Annotated in this window: 19 protein-coding genes and 1 pseudogene; 15 read left to right on the plus strand and 5 right to left on the minus strand. The window is 59.7% G+C overall.

The genetic code is table 11. The annotated features are described in order from the left end of the window. The first annotated feature begins 44 nt into the window (after positions 1–44). From BACI9J_RS04340 to BACI9J_RS04350, 3 genes are all read left to right on the plus strand, one after another. Positions 45–932, plus strand: coding sequence for a hypothetical protein (locus BACI9J_RS04340; RefSeq protein ID WP_159733329.1), 888 nt, complete (start codon positions 45–47; stop codon positions 930–932). 95 nt (positions 933–1027) lie between these two features. Further along, on the plus strand, positions 1028–1414 hold the full coding sequence (locus BACI9J_RS04345; RefSeq protein WP_159733330.1) for a DUF7793 family protein: 387 nt from the start codon (positions 1028–1030) through the stop codon (positions 1412–1414). 186 nt (positions 1415–1600) lie between these two features. Further along, positions 1601–2311 (plus strand): GAF and ANTAR domain-containing protein, encoded by a 711-nt coding sequence (locus BACI9J_RS04350; protein ID WP_236558412.1) that lies wholly within the window; start codon positions 1601–1603, stop codon positions 2309–2311. 24 nt (positions 2312–2335) lie between these two features. On the opposite strand, the gene BACI9J_RS04355 is transcribed toward BACI9J_RS04350, so the two are convergent. Beyond that, on the minus strand, positions 2336–2953 hold the full coding sequence (locus BACI9J_RS04355) for a TetR/AcrR family transcriptional regulator C-terminal domain-containing protein (RefSeq protein ID WP_159733332.1): 618 nt from the start codon (positions 2951–2953) through the stop codon (positions 2336–2338). Positions 2954–3024: 71 nt separating this feature from the next. Between BACI9J_RS04355 and BACI9J_RS04360 the strand changes: the two genes are divergently transcribed. After that, positions 3025–4254 carry a beta-ketoacyl-[acyl-carrier-protein] synthase family protein gene (locus tag BACI9J_RS04360; RefSeq protein WP_159733333.1) on the plus strand — a complete coding sequence of 410 codons (1230 nt, stop codon included), beginning with the start codon at positions 3025–3027 and terminating at the stop codon, positions 4252–4254. Here the strand turns inward: BACI9J_RS04360 and BACI9J_RS04365 are convergent. Together BACI9J_RS04365 and BACI9J_RS04370 are read right to left on the minus strand one after the other, a co-directional pair. After that, entirely contained in the window at positions 4251–4466 is a 216-nt protein-coding gene (locus tag BACI9J_RS04365) for a hypothetical protein (RefSeq protein WP_159733334.1), read from the minus strand. The two genes, BACI9J_RS04360 and BACI9J_RS04365, sit on opposite strands and share 4 nt — an antisense overlap. Positions 4467–4562: 96 nt before the next feature. Continuing rightward, positions 4563–5552: a hypothetical protein gene (locus BACI9J_RS04370; RefSeq protein WP_201296504.1), complete on the minus strand. Its 990-nt coding sequence runs from the start codon at positions 5550–5552 to the stop codon at positions 4563–4565. Between the two features lie 551 nt (positions 5553–6103). Here BACI9J_RS04370 and BACI9J_RS04375 point away from each other — a divergent pair. Continuing rightward, on the plus strand, positions 6104–6709 hold the full coding sequence (locus BACI9J_RS04375; RefSeq protein WP_159733335.1) for a hypothetical protein: 606 nt from the start codon (positions 6104–6106) through the stop codon (positions 6707–6709). A 516-nt stretch (positions 6710–7225) separates the two neighbouring features. After that, entirely contained in the window at positions 7226–7651 is a 426-nt protein-coding gene (locus BACI9J_RS04380; RefSeq protein ID WP_159733336.1) for a hypothetical protein, read from the plus strand. Positions 7652–8123: 472 nt separating this feature from the next. Here BACI9J_RS04380 and BACI9J_RS04385 read toward each other — a convergent pair whose 3' ends face one another. Then, complete coding sequence (locus BACI9J_RS04385) at positions 8124–8996, minus strand: VanW family protein (RefSeq protein WP_159733337.1); 873 nt, start codon at positions 8994–8996, stop codon at positions 8124–8126. 300 nt (positions 8997–9296) lie between these two features. Between BACI9J_RS04385 and BACI9J_RS04390 the strand changes: the two genes are divergently transcribed. The 9 genes and pseudogenes from BACI9J_RS04390 to BACI9J_RS04430 all read left to right on the plus strand — a co-directional run bounded on the left by BACI9J_RS04390 (position 9297) and on the right by BACI9J_RS04430 (position 16100). Continuing rightward, a complete protein-coding gene (locus tag BACI9J_RS04390) occupies positions 9297–9629 on the plus strand; it encodes a hypothetical protein (protein WP_159733338.1) in 333 nt (110 codons plus the stop codon). Between the two features lie 177 nt (positions 9630–9806). Next, on the plus strand, positions 9807–10157 hold the full coding sequence (locus tag BACI9J_RS04395) for a MarR family transcriptional regulator (protein WP_201296505.1): 351 nt from the start codon (positions 9807–9809) through the stop codon (positions 10155–10157). Positions 10158–10186: 29 nt separating this feature from the next. Then, positions 10187–10600 carry an ester cyclase gene (locus tag BACI9J_RS04400; RefSeq protein WP_159733340.1) on the plus strand — a complete coding sequence of 138 codons (414 nt, stop codon included), beginning with the start codon at positions 10187–10189 and terminating at the stop codon, positions 10598–10600. A 100-nt stretch (positions 10601–10700) separates the two neighbouring features. Then, positions 10701–11198 (plus strand): hypothetical protein, encoded by a 498-nt coding sequence (locus tag BACI9J_RS04405; RefSeq protein ID WP_159733341.1) that lies wholly within the window; start codon positions 10701–10703, stop codon positions 11196–11198. 34 nt (positions 11199–11232) lie between these two features. After that, positions 11233–11331: pseudogene (locus tag BACI9J_RS04410) on the plus strand (transcriptional regulator); the annotation flags it as partial. Then, the gene (locus BACI9J_RS04415; RefSeq protein WP_159733342.1) at positions 11328–12164 is read left to right on the plus strand and encodes a cation diffusion facilitator family transporter; all 837 of its coding nucleotides are present in this window, start codon (positions 11328–11330) and stop codon (positions 12162–12164) included. The pseudogene BACI9J_RS04410 and the gene BACI9J_RS04415, both read left to right, overlap by 4 nt. A 120-nt stretch (positions 12165–12284) precedes the next feature. Then, on the plus strand, positions 12285–13334 hold the full coding sequence (locus BACI9J_RS04420; protein ID WP_159733343.1) for an iron ABC transporter substrate-binding protein: 1050 nt from the start codon (positions 12285–12287) through the stop codon (positions 13332–13334). Between the two features lie 4 nt (positions 13335–13338). Beyond that, a complete protein-coding gene (locus BACI9J_RS04425; RefSeq protein ID WP_201296506.1) occupies positions 13339–14937 on the plus strand; it encodes an ABC transporter permease in 1599 nt (532 codons plus the stop codon). Beyond that, the gene (locus BACI9J_RS04430; RefSeq protein WP_236558414.1) at positions 14934–16100 is read left to right on the plus strand and encodes an ABC transporter ATP-binding protein; all 1167 of its coding nucleotides are present in this window, start codon (positions 14934–14936) and stop codon (positions 16098–16100) included. The genes BACI9J_RS04425 and BACI9J_RS04430 overlap by 4 nt, the downstream gene beginning before the upstream one ends. A 30-nt stretch (positions 16101–16130) precedes the next feature. Here BACI9J_RS04430 and BACI9J_RS04435 read toward each other — a convergent pair whose 3' ends face one another. Then, on the minus strand, positions 16131–17189 hold the full coding sequence (locus BACI9J_RS04435; protein WP_236558416.1) for a glycoside hydrolase family 26 protein: 1059 nt from the start codon (positions 17187–17189) through the stop codon (positions 16131–16133). Positions 17190–17343: the final 154 nt, after the last annotated feature.

Raw genomic sequence — 17343 nt, forward strand, 5'->3', positions numbered from 1 at the left:
TCTTGAAGTTACTAAGTACCCTTGCTATTTGGGAGGTTTGTCTGATGCGTAGAGTTCCAGCGTTCGGAGTGCTGGCCATTGGGGCGCTGGCTTTAGCTGGGTGCACAGGCGGCGGGGGCGGTGGGACGAGCGCTTCCCCTACCGCGTCGGCGTCGGCCTCGGAGTCTGCCCAGGCCAAGGTCTACAGCGAGGATGAGCTGCGGGACCTCATCTCCGGCATGAAGGACGGTGACGGCAATGAACTGAAGCTCTACTCAAAGGATCAGGTGGACCAGGGCAGCAACATCGCCAACTTGCTGTTGAGTACTGCCACCGTAGATCCCGGCGACTGCAAGGACATTGCCACTGCGGGGTTGATAGACAAAGTTGAGAAAGGGAGCATTGCCGTCGCGCTGTCTGAGAGCGAGGAGCCTCGGTCACTGTCTGCGCAGTCCGGGAGTGAGGGGCCGGATGCTGACAAGGTGCTCCAAGACATCAGCGCCAAGATGGATAGCTGTAAGAAGTTCACGGTGAAAACCCTTGCCGGCACCTATGAGGTCAACAGCGAGAAACTTCAAGCCGACACCAATGCCAAGGAAACGTTCGGAACCATCAGCACCCGTTCCGGCGAAAATCAGCAGAAGCTGATGCAGGTATCCGCAGCCGAAGGCAGGCTGCTGGTTGTGGCTACCAAGAGCGGCGCAACTCTTGGTGATCCGGATCAGAAGGAGCTCGAGGATTTGATCAACAAGGTCCTTGAGAAGGCCGAAGGCGGTACGACTGAAAGCCCGATGCCGAGCCGCTCCTCGAGCAGCACCTCTGCTCCGGCTCCCTCGTCGACCTCGGAATCACCTTCCTCGTCCACGACCGAGGCTACGCCTACAGCTACGCCCACAGCCACAGCCACTGAGGGCGGTGAGACTTCCTCGGCTTCGCCCAGCCAGACCCCGTAGTCGAAAACAAGTACGTTTACGCTTACCTGGCGAAAGAGTTCACTTCGCACCTCTACGCAGCTAGTCTTAGCTCCACAGATGCTGGGGGGAGCGGGATGAAGCCGATTACTGTTGACGGCGGCAAGGGCACGGTGGACATCAGTGCAGAGGGTGTACTACTCCTTGTTTGGAATCCGGAGACCGTTTTAGCTGCTGATGACGTTCACGCGGCCATCTCAAAAATCAACGAGGTTGCCGATGGCGTCGAGTATCCGATGTTGATCGACATAACGCACACCCGGGCGGTGACCCGTCAGGCCAAGTCGGCTTTCAGTACCAAGTGTGCTGCTTCCCGAATTGCCCTGCTCGGATCAAATCCGGTCAATCGCGTCATTGCAAACTTTGCCATGGCGCGCCGCACGCTCCCGTGTCCCACCCGATTTTTCGCCTCACGTGATGAGGCAATGGCTTGGCTTCTGGAAGCCCGGCGCCCTGTTGCATGAGCAGAAGCTTGCATGCTTCAGCTTGACTCAACGGGCTTGTACCTTGTGTTCCCCGAATCCCTTACACAACGAGGTTTTCCTTGCTAAATTAGCGGCGGACGCTGCTCTGGGCTGATTCGTCCGGTCACAATGGGAGCTCGCGAATGCGATGCCTGATGAGTCGGGTGGTTGATTCGAGTGGATCTGGTGAGCATTGAGGATTGGGCCGCTGATGTAGAACTACTCAGCGATTTGATTGTTGAGGCGGAGGACATCAAGGCATTCCTTGACGGCCTCGCGGGGGTGGCGGCGACTATGATGTCACGCGCCACCGGTCAACGTATTGAGTGCGCCGTGACGTTAGGGCGGCGAAAGCGAACCGGAACAATCGGTGGCAGTACTGCAACTGCTGTAGTGCTGGACAGGATTGAACAGAGCTTGAGCGAGGGCCCCTGCATCGACGCGTTGGCGGAGGCGCGTCCGGTCCTCCTGCGCGATGCCGAATCGGCTCCCCGCTGGCCCTTGTATAGCAGTGCGTTGCGCGCGGCAGGTGTCCGGAGCGCCCTGGCGGTGCCCATGGCATTGGAAGAAGAGGCCTCGGCTGTTCTGAACTTCTTCTCGCCCGCCGCTGGCACTTTTACACATGCCTCAGTCATGCAGGCGGCCACCTTCGCGGAAATGGCCAGCAAGGCTCTGCGCTTGGCAACCCGCATCACTGCGCTGAATGAGCTCGCGGAAGACCTCGACGCGGCTTTGAAGAGCAGGTCCGTCATCAACACCGCCTGCGGAGTGATCATCTCGCAGAACCGTTGCACTCAGGAGGAGGCGTTTAACATCCTTCGCAAGGCTTCCAGTGACAGGAACCAAAAGCTGTTTGAGCTGGCCAAGGCAGTGGTCGACGGCGTATGCCGGACTTGAGTCCGCTGCCGCAGTCTCCAGTACTCAGGGTCTGTTTTTAGCCGTTCTTACGGTGAGCGTTCCTGCAAGATCCAGATCATTTCCGTTTCCTGTGACGCCTGCTTGCGAAAGGAGCGTGGCACCAAACGCTGCGCTCCAGAACGTCCTCGTCTCAACGGGCAAGGGGCGTTCGAGCTCCCACTTTCGTTGCTTCAGCAGGCGAGTCAAGTATCGCTCTGACTGGCGGAAAAGCAGATTTAAATGCTGATCGACGACGGCGGAGAGGTCGGGTCGGGAGGTTCCCGCCGCCAAGGCGCGGACCACCAGCGGCAGGGAGGGCAGTATCAGCACGGTCCTGGCCATGGCACCGCGGAACGATGCCGGGCTTTCCACTGATAGTCCCACCGTTTCGACGCGTTCGGCGTCGTGCAGCAGGGCCAGGAAAGCGGCGTGGATGAAGAGCGAGTCCTTCGAGCCGAAGTAGTAGGTCACTTGGTTGGGGAAAGCCCCTGCGTCGGCTGCGATGGCGGCAACGCTGACTTCCCCGGTTGGTTTGGAGAGATAGAGCTTCACGGCGCTGTCCAAGATGCGTTGCCGTGTTGAATGCCCGCGAGCCTGCGATGGTCCGTCCGAACGGCGTCTTCTCTTGCGTACTTCTTCCACTCAAAAATTGTACTTGATACAACTAAGCGCTTATCTTGTATGACATACAAGATAACGAGTGGAGTGTTGATATGCGTGCAAACGATATTGCAGTGACGGGGTTGGGAGCTTCTACTCCCTTGGGCGGGAACGTCAGGACAACGTGGGACTCCCTTCTCGCGGGAGGTTCCGGCATCCGCGATGTGAGCGTGGATTTCCTGCAGGATTCCGGTCTCTCGGTTTCGATCGCTGCGCCGATGGCAGAAGACCCGGCCGGTTCGTTGACGCCGGTGGCAGCAAAGCGGTTGGATCGGGTTCAGCAAGCTGCCATGGTTGCGGCCGCGGAAGCTTGGGCAGATGCTGGCAGTCCCCAAGTTGATGGCACCAGGCTTGCTGTGGTTGTGGGGACAGGGGTGGGAGGCATAGGCACCCTTCTCTGGGAGGATGACGTTCTTGAAAGCCGTGGCCAGCGTCGCGTCTCACCGCGAACCGTGCCAATGCTGATGCCCAATGGACCCGCAGCGGCCTTGAGTATTCACTACGGGGCCATGGCAGGTTCTTACACCCCCGTCTCGGCATGTTCCTCCGGCGCCGAAGCCTTGGTCCAGGCTGCCCGGCTGATTCGCTCCGGGGAAGCTGACGTGGTGATAGCCGGAGGAACCGAGGCGGCTATCACCCCCATAACCGTCGCGGCCTTTCTTCAAACGCAGGCCATATCAACGCGTACGGACGACGCCGGCTCGGCTTCGCGTCCGTTCGCGGCGGACCGCGACGGTTTTGTCCTGGGGGAAGGGGCGGGCATTGTGGTCCTTGAAAGCGCTGAACATGCCCGGGCCCGGGGTGCTGTGGTCCACGCCGTCCTCCGTGGAGTTGGAATTTCCTCCGACGCATTCCACATGACTGCGCCCGCAGATGACGGAGCGGGTCAAATTGCCGCCATCCGCAAGGCCCTCAAAGATGCAGACTTGAGCGCAGCAGACATTGGACATGTCAATGCGCATGCCACCGGCACCCCGGTCGGAGATCTTGCAGAAGCAAAGGCCATCAGGACAGTCTTCGGTGATTCCGCTTCTGTGACTGCACCCAAGGCATCTCTCGGTCATCTCTTTGGAGCCGCGGGAGCAGTTGAAGCCATTCTGACCGTAAAAAGCGTTATGCATGACGTCATCCCGCCCACCCGCAATCACCATCAAGGCAACGCTGACCCGCAGATAGGGCTGGACGTCGTCGTATCACCGCGCCACGGCACGCAGAACGCGGCCGTCTCCAACTCATTTGGATTCGGGGGCCAAAACGTGTGCCTGGTCTTCAGTAAGAGCTAATAGGATCGGGCTCGTTTGGATAAAGGGGAGATCACAGGGCGGCGGCTACCGGCGTTCCGGGTCATTGCCCAAGTGCTTCTGACTCCGCGCACGGCCAGTACCACTGCGAACGAGGCAACTGCTGAGATGGCAAGGATCACCACCCCCAGAATATGAACCAGCAGGACGGCGGACATTACTACGGTGTGTGCATCGAATAGTTCCATGGTCATTTCTCGCAAGATGTGGGTTTGGGGAGTCAAGCGCGTAACTGGGAGCAGCCGTGATACCCGCACGCCGCCATCAGGGGCGTGCGGGTATCTTGGCAGCTACTCCGCGTACTGAAGGCTCGTCAGGAGGGCCTTGAGCTTGCTGTACTGCTCGGTTTCCATCCAGGCCGCGGCGCTTTCGGGGGTCATGGAAACTTCGATAGTCGCAGTGGCTTGGGCAGCACCGTTGCCCATGATCATGAAGCTGCTGGCCGAGGTGCTGTCCGGGCCCTCGGTCATGAGGTTATCCACCACCACGCCCATGAAGTACCGGGTGTATTCGGTATCAAAGGGGTATTCGTCCCTGAAGAAGGCGAAGTGGGAGGGACCGTGCTGGCTATTGAAATTGGTCAGTGGCTGGGAATCGAGGATGGTGCGGTTCACGGGCCCGCCCACGACGCCGCCGAAAACACCGCTTGCGATTTCCGCCACCTTGCTGCCCGATTCGTCATGGATATGGGCTATGACCGTTCGGCGGCCATCACCGAAGAAGTCCATGGGTATTTCCTCAGTTTGCGCGGTCCATCCCGCCGGCAACAGGAAAGAGATGTGCCCGTCGGGGAAGGTGAACATTCCAATCTGCGGGTGGGTGGGCGAGACGTGCGGGGTAGTGGGCACCGCCGGTGTCACCGGCGTTATCTCGGATACAGCGGGAGGAACGGTCGACGGCGGAATGGTTGCCTGCGGTGCCGGATCGGCTGGCGGTGCGGAAACAACCGGCGGTGCCTGAACAACCGGCGGTGCCTGAACAACCGGCGGTGCCTGAACAATGGGTTCCGCTACGACGGCGGGCCTAGCCGGTACTGCGGGCGCCGGAACGTTCACGTCCGTCACGGGTATCACCGCAACCGGAGCCTCAGATACCGGAACAGCCACTGTTTCTTCCAGCTGGGCTGCAGGTAGCTCCACCAGGGCGCTGGTTTCTTCTGCTGCAGTGGTAAATGAATTACTGGCAATCGGGGTGGACGGTGCGCAGACGGCGAGCGTGAGTGCCAGGGTCAGCGTAGCGAGAGTGGCGTACTTGGCATATCCGGATCGACGGTACTTCATTTTGGGTTCCTTCCCCCACGGAGTGATTGAGCAAGTTCTTGTGCTCATACATGTTGTTTCCGGCAGGGGTCCTTTGATTACAGCCTTGGAGAAAAATCTTTCGCCAGGACCATTCCCTGCGGATTTATAGGGAGTGCGGCAGGCGCAATGGGTACAACTGCCCTCAGGGAAAGTTCACTTGCTGTTCTCGCGGGTGATTTACTGACAACGTGCATTAACACTGGTAACGGCTGACGAGTGTCGGGCAAGGGGGAGACGGATCGTTGATGGAAACGATGATTATCGCGGCTGTAGTCTTTGCGGTTCCACTGGCATGTGCCGTTCTGGTGGTCTGGCGTATTTTTCGTCCGCCAATGAAAACCCGGCAGCCCGCGCACAGGGGGACATTCCAATCCCAGCGAGGAAGGGTCTATAGGAGCGGCGGAACGTACCGAAATGCGTCCCCTAGCGACGGTACTGGTGGCGTCCTCTAACTCTCCCGAGCCTAGTTCACTGGCTGCTCCGCCAAGTGATTTACTAACTCGACCGCACATACTCTTTGGGGGATTTGTATGAAGGCCTTGACTGCCATTTTCCTGCTCGCGTCGCTGATGCTGGCTGGCTGCGCTGCAGCTTCTCCGGCCACCACGCCAACAGCGCCCTCAACATCATCCGCAGGCACTTATTCGCGCTTGGATCCTGCGGGGATTGAGCACATTAAGAAAACAAAATCAGCGCGCTTTGACATGTCGTCAGGGAAGCTGAGCAAGGAAAGCGTCGGCTTGGAAGATGGAACCAGCCAAGCACCGGACGTCCTCATAAAGGAGGGCTTGATGGAGCTGAATATTGAAACCCCCACAGCTCTGATCAGCGCTAAGACGGACCGTCTTCGGCTCAACGGAATGAACAAAGGGCCGGACTTCCGGGAGGTCACGTACTTCCTCAAGGCTGAATCGTTCGAGGACTTTACGGCCCTGATCCGCGACGGTGTGGATCGCTACGGAATTCCCGGCGAGTCAGCGGAGGGCTGGATCGAATCCATGTCCAGCCGGCAGGAGGACGAAGGCGACTTTTCATTGGCTCCGGGCACGTCAACCGGCCTCAGGGTTTCCTACGATCTCCGCTATGACGGTTCAAAGGAAGTGCAAGTGATTATTGTGCACATTCACCCCGTCTAGCATTTCATCCGCCAGTCCCAGGAAACCCGCCAAGCTGCTCACTAAGAAGAGAACCCCGTGGAACCTCAGAATCCGTACCCTCCTCACTATTTCCCGCCTCAGCCCGGACAAGTCCAGGTACAGCCGTTGCCCGCCTGGGCAAGGACCTTCCGGACCGTCCTGCTATTCGGTGCCGGACTTCTGGTGCTCCTGCTGCTGCTACTTGTAGGTACGTCAACGTCCGGATCAGCGGATATGTACACCTCAGGCGGACGAAGCGCTCTCCAAGCGATGGTGTGGCTAGGCCTGGGAGCACTGTTACTGACAATCCCGTACGTGCTCGCCAGCATTGTCTATGCTGTTTTGTGGGCCAGTAAGCTGCACGGCAGGGGCTTTCGGCGTTACCCGGGCACAAGTTGGATCCTGATCGCCGGACCAATTCTGGCGGCGCTGCCTATGGTGCTGCTGATAGGGACGATTGCGTCCAACACCAGCACATGGTGAACCCGGGCCAACTGACTCGTAAGGAAACGGACCATGTATTCAGAGAGTGAGCGGCGCAATGACGCCGTGTACGCCGAGCACAAGGCCGCGGTAGCAGCAGGGGAGAAGCGGGTCCTGCTCAATACTCGCAACGGCGAACTTCATAGCTACCCCGCGGACGAAATCGGCTTTGCGCCTGGCCGCGGTCAGGCGCAGGTCAGCACGTGGTGGGGTATGGGGATTCTCGCCGTGGTTGCCGGGATACTTACTGCTTTTTCCGTAGTGCTTTTCTTTGCGCCGCTGGTGCAAGGACAAAGTCCCATGTGGGGTGCGCTGTTCCTGACTGCTTTCGGCGGTGCATTCACGCTATATGCAGTCACGCTGTCCGTTCAGGAGTACCGGGCTACTCAGCTCCGAAAGCTACGGGGCTCACCTAAGCCGAGTTCCACCGGCAGGGTAGACATACCCTCTGATCATTAGTTCATACGTGCCATGGGGGACACCGCAATGCGTCGTGGAAGAATAATCGGCTTTGCCTTGCTTGCCTTGCTAACGCTTACGGCAGCTAGTTGCGATGAAAGGCCATTTACCCGCGATTACGCCCGGTCTGTTCCAAACTCCGTTATTCAGGTGGGCGAGAAGAGGGACAGGACCTGGGAGTACGTGGACCGGGATGGTGAATCGAAGAAACTCAACAGCTGCGAAGACGTGAGTCCTTGGAACGGCGCCTACAGCTGCAAATCACCTGACGGGGCGGTGGAGTTGAGCTACTCATCATCCAAACGCATGCGGAATCCCACGCTTCACGTCGGCGGCGAACAGGTGCCCCTGTACTGCACTAATGAAGGCTTCTGGGGCGACGGGTTGAGATTCTGTCTACCGGCGGCGGACTCTGCCGTCCCGCCCCAGCCGGTTCCGCGACGCGATAAGTCCTAACGCGGCACGCCTTCATTTATGCGTTCACCGTGGCTGCACCGGCTTCTTCCGTCGCTACGGGGGGACTAGTCAGCACCGGCGCATTGATCAGGGCTCGGTCGTAGACCACCAGGGCGTTGTTCTCGATGATCTGTTCCTTGGATGTGACCAAGCCTGTTCGCTTGTCCCTGGTTAGCCTCATGACCCTGTTATGGCGGTAGACCTGTCCCTTGGATTCGTAAAAGTAGGCATCCTCTTCCCGGATGTGGAACTTGACCTCGGGAACGCGTTCGGCACGAAGTTCACCGCACAGGTATTCGTCATTGGTGCTGACCAGGAATTGGAAGGACTGGTCAGTGTCGTTGCGCACTCTGTAGTCAAGGTAGTTATAGATGATTGAGGTGCCTGAGCCAAACGGAATTTGACGGTTAAAGTCCGGAAAAAGGTCCAGATCTCCATGGTGGTGGTGCTCGACTACTGTGAGCTCGCTGTGCAAGACCATCCAATGCAGGAGGTTGGTGAACTGACACAGCCCGCCGCCAATGCCTGAATCGGCCCGGCCATGGTTGATGACCAAACCTTCTCGGTAGCCTTTCGCTTCAGTGCAACTCCCTACGAGCTTCCAGAACGAAAAAGTCTCACCCGGGCGAATAACCACAGAGTCCACCAACGGGGCCGCGATTCCCAGACTCACCGCTTTATTCTCTTGCAGGTGTAAGTCCACGTTCCCGAGCTTGCGGCGGATCAGGGAGTTGTGGCGGTAGACCACTGCCGGCAGGTGTTCGCCTGTCCGACGCTTGGCGAACGTCATAGGAGAAAACAGGTCCCGCAGCTTCCGCGTCAGAATCATTCGTTGAACAGCAAGTCGGTACGTCAGCGGTGAGATCTCACAGAACAGTTTTCGTGCCATCGTTCCCCATAAAAAATGCCCCTCCGGGGCAACCCAGCCGGAATGTCGGCATCCCTCCAATCATTCCAGACGCTGGATGAAAAGCTGAAAACAAGAGGCCCTCCGCAGGATGAGTTGCCAACGGTGTTGCACATTGGGCAGTTCTTATATCGCAGTCCCACGCGCGTCCTGGCAGTCAAGAGCGCAGATATATACGCCACTGGTTGCTCGTTCCAATTGGCGTGGATCATCCGCCGGGGTGAGGAGAGCGATCAAGAGTGGAACATCCTTCACGCATCGGTTTTCCAGCACGGTCCCGGGATGGGACCAACCAGCGCGGATCTGCAGTTGCTGTTCGGCGTGGAGCTGCCGGATGGAACCAGTGCCAGGACGGGTATTCATGGGTGGGGCGCTCCCATGAATCACGATCAGCAGCCTGAAGCGCCGGCCCTGACGTTCCGCGGAGGCGGAGGAAGCGGCAGCGACGACGAAGTCTCAGCCGCAGGAAACCTGTGGCTGTGGCCCCTACCTTCCGACGGTGAACTGCGGCTGCTGGCGCAGTGGAAAGGGCTCGGCATCGAGGAGTGTTCCATCGCGATTGACGCCAGCAACTTCAGTGCGGCCGCAACCAGCACGCAGAACTTCTGGCCGTAGCCTCCCACTACCTTCCCTGGAAGTAGGTTCCATGGAAACTAAGTGCTAGAGTTCCTCGATATGAACAAGGGCATCGAAACCCGCTTGCTGTACCCCCTTCTCAGTGAATTAACCCGGCTGGAAACTGAGCTGTGGGATGGGCTCGATAGCACTTTGCGCAGAGAACACGGCCTCCCCATGAGCAGATTCGAACCAATGGCAGTGGTGGGCCGCCTAGGTACGTGCCGGGTATTGGACGTGGCTAAGGCTCTTGCCATTTCCGTCGGAGGCACCAGCAAGCTCATCGACCGGATAGAAAAGGCCGGATACTGCCGCCGGAGAAACAACCCGGACGATCGTCGATCCTCGCTCATCGAGTTGACGGAGGAAGGGCGTGTGCTGCTGGAACGTGCCAGGAAGACCGTTGACGCGGAGCTGGAACTGCGGCTGAAACCTGTACTGAATCAGCAGAACGCTGAAGAACTGATGGAACTGCTGGGCAAGCTGCGGCAGGCCAGCCGGTTGGCGGTAGCCCAGCGTTCAAACTGACCTACCAAGACGTGAAGGAAACAAGCAAAATGACTGAAGAACTCCGTGCACGCATGGACCGTTTTGTTGAATTCATCAACTCGGGCGACCAGAACATCGGTGAGGAGATCATCTCACCGTCCGCCACGTTCCATGTCCCTTTCCTGCCAGAGCCCGTGCAAGGCCCTAGCGGTTACCTGCAAATCATTGGCATCATGCGACAGGCTTTCCCGGACGTCCAGTGGTCACTGGAGGAAACCGTCATTGAGGGAAACACGGTAGCCGCACGCTTCATCCTGCGTGGCACACATCAGGGGGACTTCCTCGGCGTGGCTGCAACCGGCAAGCCGATTGAAGCGCAGGCAATGAACATCTACCGATTCACGGATGGCCAAATCACTGAGGAGCATGGTCTCCCGGACCTGTTTGGGCTGATGATGCAAATCCGCCCGGCTGGCGTCTAACCCAGCTGCCTTTGGTCTTTACGCAACGCTAAACCTGCAGGCCATTCCCGTTAGGCTCAGGGATGATCCAGCGAATGCCGTTTTAAGGTGAAATTACTCTATGACGTTGAACCATGGCCGGGGAAGAACTACCAGCGGCAAACCGGAGTTTGTCCTTCCGTCGGAACGCCCCTACTACTACGCATGGGGCGGCGACAATCGCATGTACGCCTACACCCGGGGTGAATGGGGCCTGGGAGGTTCCTTGCCCAGCGGTGGCAACTACACGGTACGTTCAGGGACGGTGCAGTTCATCCTTGCAATCATCATGATTCCGGCCGCGGTGCTCAGCCTCGTCGTGCTCATCGCGGCCGTAGTCAGCTTGAACTGGATCGTAATGATTTTCGGCTTGGTCTGTACCGCGCTATTCGCTGCAGCTCCTTATATAGGGTTCAAAGCGGCCAGGAATGAGTGGAAAGCACGGAAGGCGCGCAGGCTCAAAGGCCTACCGAAACCTCGGACTTCCGTGGGTGACGATGAAGCCAGGCAGTATTTCTTCGATCACCCGGAAGCAGGGCCGGAGATCACCCCGGAGAACTTCCCTGACGCCAAGTGGTGAACAGGAAAGGTACAGAATGCGTGAATTCATGGGAGCTGACGCCCGGCTTGGTCATGCCATCAAGGACCTGATCGGTGTGGTCCTGGCCGTGGATCCGGACTGCTGCGCGCCGGACGGGACGTGCCTGGCATGAGCACCACCGTCACCTCCGTAACGTCGGATCGCCGTCTTGTTCTCACGCGACGTATCCGGCTGTTCGCAGCTGCGACCATCACTTACAACGTCATCGAAGCTGTGGTTGCCTTGTGGGCCGGTGGCGTCGCAGATTCCTCTGCCTTGATCGGCTTTGGGCTGGATTCGGTCATCGAGGTGACCTCCGCCCTTGCCCTGTCCTGGCAGTTCTCGGCGAAGGACCCGGAACGTCGTGAGCACCTGACCCTTCGAATCATCGCCATATCCTTTTTCGCCCTCGCAGCGTTCGTCGCCGTCGACGCTATTCGCTCCCTTACCGGCGGGGGAGAGCCCCGGCATTCCACCGCGGGTATTGTGATTGCCGCCCTGAGCTTGGCCATCATGCCGCTCCTGTCGTGGGCTCAGCGTCGTGCCGGACGGGAGCTCGGCTCAAAAACCGCTGTCGCCGATTCGAAGCAAACATTGCTCTGCACGTATCTTTCCGCCGTCCTTCTCCTTGGCCTGGTGCTGAACAGCACCCTGGGATGGTGGTGGGCCGATTCCGGGGCTGCCCTGGTGATCGCTGCTATTGCTGTCCGCGAAGGCATCGAAGCATGGAAGGGCGATGTCTGCTGCGCCGTGCCCGGCAAAGTGGCCAACCTCACGCATGATGGTGACGACTGCTGCACACCTGCCCAGGAACTCCACCCGCAGCAGAGCCCGTCTGTCAGCACGGCAGGGAAATCCACCACTGGTGACACTGGTTGCTGTGCCGGCTGCGGAAGCGACGCAGGCACTGTCCAGCCACCACTTTTTCTTCCTCAACGGCGGGAAACTGACGCTGCTTCTTCGTAACAAAGTTCTTGAGCGGGGTCTGTGCAGCCATGCCGGGTTGGAGCTTAGGCATGGCTAACCTAAAGTTTTAGGAGGAGAAAGTCCCCAACCTTTCGCATCTTCCCCAAGAAAGTAGCCCCCATGAAGTTCCGCAAGAACGCGCTGGCCGGAATCGCACTCGCCGCCACCGCAACCCTGGGCCTCGCGGCCTGTGGCTCCAACGCAGGCACCGCCCCTGCCGCGTCCGAATCCGCTGCTTCAGGCGATGGCATCACGGTGTACAACGCCCAGCATGAGAGCCTGACCAAGGAATGGATCGACGCCTTCACCAAGGAGACCGGCATCAAGGTCACCCTTCGCCAGGGCTCGGACACCGAAATGTCCAACCAGATCGTCCAAGAGGGCGCAGCTTCCCCGGCTGACGTTTTCCTTACGGAGAATTCACCTGCAATGGCGCAGGTTGAAAACGCCGGCCTCTTCGCTGACGTGGACAAGGCCACCATTGATCAGGTCCCGGCTGAGTTCCGTCCCTCCACGGGCAAGTGGACCGGCATTGCTGCCCGCTCCACGGTTTTGGTTTATGACAAGAACAAGATCAGCGAAGACAAGCTCCCCAAGTCCATGCTTGATCTTGCCAATCCTGAGTGGAAGGGCAAATGGGCGGCTTCGCCCACGGGCGCCGACTACCAGGCAATCGTTGCCGCTTTGCTCGAACTCAAGGGCGAGGAAGCCACTGAGGCTTGGCTCAAGGGCATGAAGGAAAACTTCAAGGCCTACAAGGGCAACAGCACTGCCATGAAGGCCGTCAACGCCGGCGAAGTAGACGCTGCGCTGATCTACCACTACTACTACTATGGCGATCAGGCCAAGACCGGCGAGAACTCCAAGAACGTCACCCCGTACTACTTCAAGAACCAGGATCCTGGAGCATTTCTCTCCATCTCCGGTGGCGGAGTTCTGAAGTCTTCCAAGAAGGCAGCCGACGCCCAGGCCTTCCTGAAGTTCATCACGGGCAAGCAAGGCCAGGAGATCCTCAAGACGGGGACCTCGTTTGAGTACGCAATCGCATCCCAGGTTGAGGCCAACCAAAAGCTTGTTCCCATCAAGGAACTGCAGGCACCTACGGTTGATCCGGCCAAGCTGAATTCCACCAAGGTCACCGAGCTGATGACCAAGGCAGGACTGCTGTAATACCGTGACTGTTCGCCTTTCGGCTCCCGGCTCGCAGAGTCCGGAAAGCACGACGACGGCGGGTGGGGGCAAACGTCCCCGCCCGCCTTTCGGCGTTTCCACTGTGTCCTTGCTGGCAGTGCTGATTGCACTGTTTTCGTTGGTGCCTTTGGGCTATGTCGTCTTTATGACAGCAGCGACAGGCTGGGACACCGCCGTCGAACTTATTGTCCGGCCCCGCGTGGGTGAGCTGCTGGTGAATACCATCTTGTTGATGGTTCTGACGGTTCCTCTGTGCCTCATTCTGGGCGTCGGTGGCGCCTGGCTGGTGGAGCGAACCAGCCTCCGGGGGCACCGCTGGTGGGCCGTCGCGCTGGCAGCGCCCTTGGCAATCCCCGCGTTCGTGAACAGCTACTCGTGGGTGTCCGCGGTTCCTTCTTTGGAGGGAATCTGGTCCGGGGTGCTGATCGCCACGTTGTCCTACTTCCCGCTGGTCTACATTCCGGCCGCTGCAACTCTGGGCAGGCTGGACCCGGCGATCGAGCAATCCGCTGCCTCGATGGGTCTTGGCCCGTGGGCTGTGTTTTTCCGCGTAGTGCTGCCGCAGCTTCGCATCGCAATGTCCGGCGGCGCTTTGCTGGTGGCCCTGCACCTGTTGGCGGAGTACGGTGCGTTCGCCATGATCCGCTTTGATACCTTCACCACCGCCATCATGGTTCAGTTCCAATCAACGTTCAACGGCACGGCAGGCAATATGCTGGCCAGCGTTCTGGTGTTCCTGTGCTTGATCCTGTTGCTCGCCGAGGTGAAGAGCCGCGGCACTGCCCGCTACGCCCGCATAGGTTCCGGGGCCCAGGCGAAAGCCACCCGGATTCCGCTCGGCCGCTACCAGGTGCCGGCTCAGCTGGGGGTGTTGGCTCTGACGCTCCTGGCATTCGGACTGCCGGTTTGGTTTGTTCTTCGCTGGACCCTGGCAGGAGGCCCGGAAGTCTGGGCAGCCGACGAATTTGTGCCGGCGCTCCTGCAAACCCTCATGTACGGGGCAGTGGGCGCTGCAGTCACTACCGTGGTGGCCTTTCCCATGGCCTACTTGGCCGTCCGGCATCCCAGCTGGTTCAGTAAACTGCTTGAGCTCTCCAATTACGTCACCAGTTCCATGCCCGGGATTGTGGTGGGCCTTGCCTTCGTTACAGTGAGCATCCGCGCCATTCCAGGGGTCTACCAAACCGCGGGCGTCCTGATCGCTGCGTACGTACTTCTTTTCGTGCCTCGCGCACTGGTCAACCTCCGTTCCGGCCTGGCCCAGGCGCCCAAGGAGCTGGATGAGGCTGCCCAGTCCCTCGGTAAAGCTCCGCTGGTCTCCTTCTTCAGAGTTACGTTGCGGCTCACCGCGCCCGCGGCGGCCGGGGGAGCGGCCCTGGTTTTCCTCGCTATCGTCAACGAACTCACGGCCACGCTCCTGCTCTCACCTAATGGCACCCGGACGCTGGCAACAGAGTTTTGGAGCAAGAGCAGCGAAATCGACTACACAGGCGCGGCACCCTACGCGCTGCTGATGATCCTGCTCTCGGCCCCCATGACCTACCTCCTTTTCCAACAGTCCAAGAAAGTGGCCGGACAGTGACTACTCATTCCTCCCCGGGAACCTCGGCGCCTCGCGTGGCACCCTCTGTTGCACCAACAACGGACACTCACCTGGACATAGCCGGCGTCACCAAAAATTTTGGTTCGCAGACGGTGTTGAGGGGTGTGGATCTCTCCGTCTCGAAGGGCGGCACTACAGCCATTGTGGGCCCTTCGGGCTCGGGCAAGACCACGTTGCTCAGGCTCATCGCCGGGTTCGAGGATCCATCAAGCGGCGCCATCAGCCTCAACGGGACCCGCGTTGCGGGGAACGGGGTCTGGGTCCCCGCGCATAAGCGGCACGTTGGCTACGTGGCCCAAGATGGCGCCCTTTTCCCCCACCTTACGGTGGGCCAGAACATCTCTTTCGGCTTGGACGTTGGAACGCTCGACGGCGGTCGTCGCGGCGTGCGGGCACGCGTTGAGGAGTTGCTTGCCATGGTCTCGCTGGATGCGTCCATGGCAAAGCGAAGGCCACACCAGTTGTCCGGCGGTCAGCAGCAGAGGGTTGCTTTGGCCAGGGCGCTGGCCCGCGAGCCCGAATTGATGCTGCTGGATGAGCCGTTCTCAGCCCTCGACGCCGGCCTTCGGGTTGCGACGCGAAGGGCCGTAGCCAAGGTTCTCAACGACGCAGGCGTGACCACCATCCTGGTTACGCACGACCAAGCCGAGGCATTGTCCTTCGCGGACCAGGTGGCCATCATGCGGGACGGGCAACTGGCCCAGATTGGCAACCCGTTCGTCGTTTACACTCGTCCCGCGGACCGTGCCACTGCTGAGTTCCTGGGGGAGGCCGTCATTCTGGATGCGTGGATGGAGGGCTCCCTGGCCACCTGCTCGCTGGGCGGCATTCCCGTGAGGCGCCCGCCTACGCAAGGCAAGGTCCAGCTCATGCTGCGGCCGGAGCAAATCCGGATCGCCCCGGACGGCCCCATCCGTGGGGTGGTGGTGGACACCGACTACTTCGGACCCGAAACCACCGTGCGCATCAAGCTGGGTGCGTACTCTGCACCTGATGGGGGCAGTTCCGGCAACGCCCACCGTTACCCTGGCGGCGGAGAAGTCATCACCATCAGGCACTGGAACGCATCCATCACCAAACCCGGGACAGAGCTCTGCCTTCGGGTGGTGGGTGAGGGCGTGGCGTTCCCGGTAAGTGACTAGGCAAGGTGGCTCCGGCGCCGCCGTTCGGTCCTAATCCGTCTCTGCAGGTGAGCACTGGGCGGGGGCCTCGGCGAAGGTGAACCAGTCAGGGAGGGCTGCGGTGTAAGCCTCCCGGACCTGCGGGTCCTTGGTTGCTGTCCAGTCCACGGTGGCTTTGACCTCAACCTCGTTCTTGTCCCACTCGAACCAGTTGATCATTTTCAGGGCGGGGTAGTTCTTGGGGATGGCGGGATCGAACAGTTGCCCCCACCATGCTCCCTTAATCGCCAACATGTCGGCGCCCTCGCCCGACGCGACTGTAAGAGCTGCAGTTTCGGGGATGGCGACCGGTTTGTTCCGGGCCACGCCGTAGTCCGTGTAGAAGTCAGGGACGGCTAGGTCGTTTCCGCCGGCGCCGTTGTAGGTTCCCGTGAGCTGTTGAATGAACTTCCCTGGCTCGGGGATGACGTTTGCGCCCCACGGGTAGGTGTTGCCCCAGTGGTAGAGGGACATGCCAACCCAGTCCACTGCTTCATCGCCGGGGTAGTAGGGTGCGTATGGATCGTCGGCTCCCGTAATTGCCCCGTCTTTGTCCGTGTCCAGGGTTGCGAAGTCGGGGGTTCCGGCTACGGCCTCATACTGGCCGCCGCTGAACGGATAACCGCCGCCGTAGTTCGGTGCCCACATCATTGCGCTGCCGGTGGCCTTGGAGTGGACCGCTCCAGCCACGCGCTGATAAGCAGCAACGTACTCTGCCGGTTGCTGGCCCCAGGCGTACCAAGAGCCGTTCATCTCGTGGGCGAACCTGACGATCACCGAAACGCCTGCGTTGTTGAAACGGGCCAAGGTAGATGCCAGTTCGTCTGCTTTCTCCGACGTCACTGCCGCCAACCCCTGTTTGGGCTCCAGGGTGAGGAGCATCGATCCACCATTGGCACGGATCTGTTCGAACGCTGCGTCAACGTTCTTTGTGTCGGTATCTGACATGGGAAAGTCGGTGAAGGTGACGGTTACTGCAGGCCGCTTACCGAGGTTGGACGCGTATTGCTCCAGCGTCTCGTGCTCCCAGTCCAGATTCACGCCTGCAAGAATTCCGTCCTTGGGTGCCAAGGGACGTGTGGGCTCGCAAACCGGGCTGGGAGCAACTGATGAGCCCGGCTGCGGGCCGGCACAACCGACGCCAAAGCCGGCTAGCAATGCGCCGCTAGTGATCACAGCGCACAATTTCTTGATCCCCCAATTCATGGCTTTCAATTTAGCAGCG

The organism is Arthrobacter sp. 9V (assembly GCF_902506065.1).
Lineage (GTDB): Bacteria > Actinomycetota > Actinomycetes > Actinomycetales > Micrococcaceae > Arthrobacter.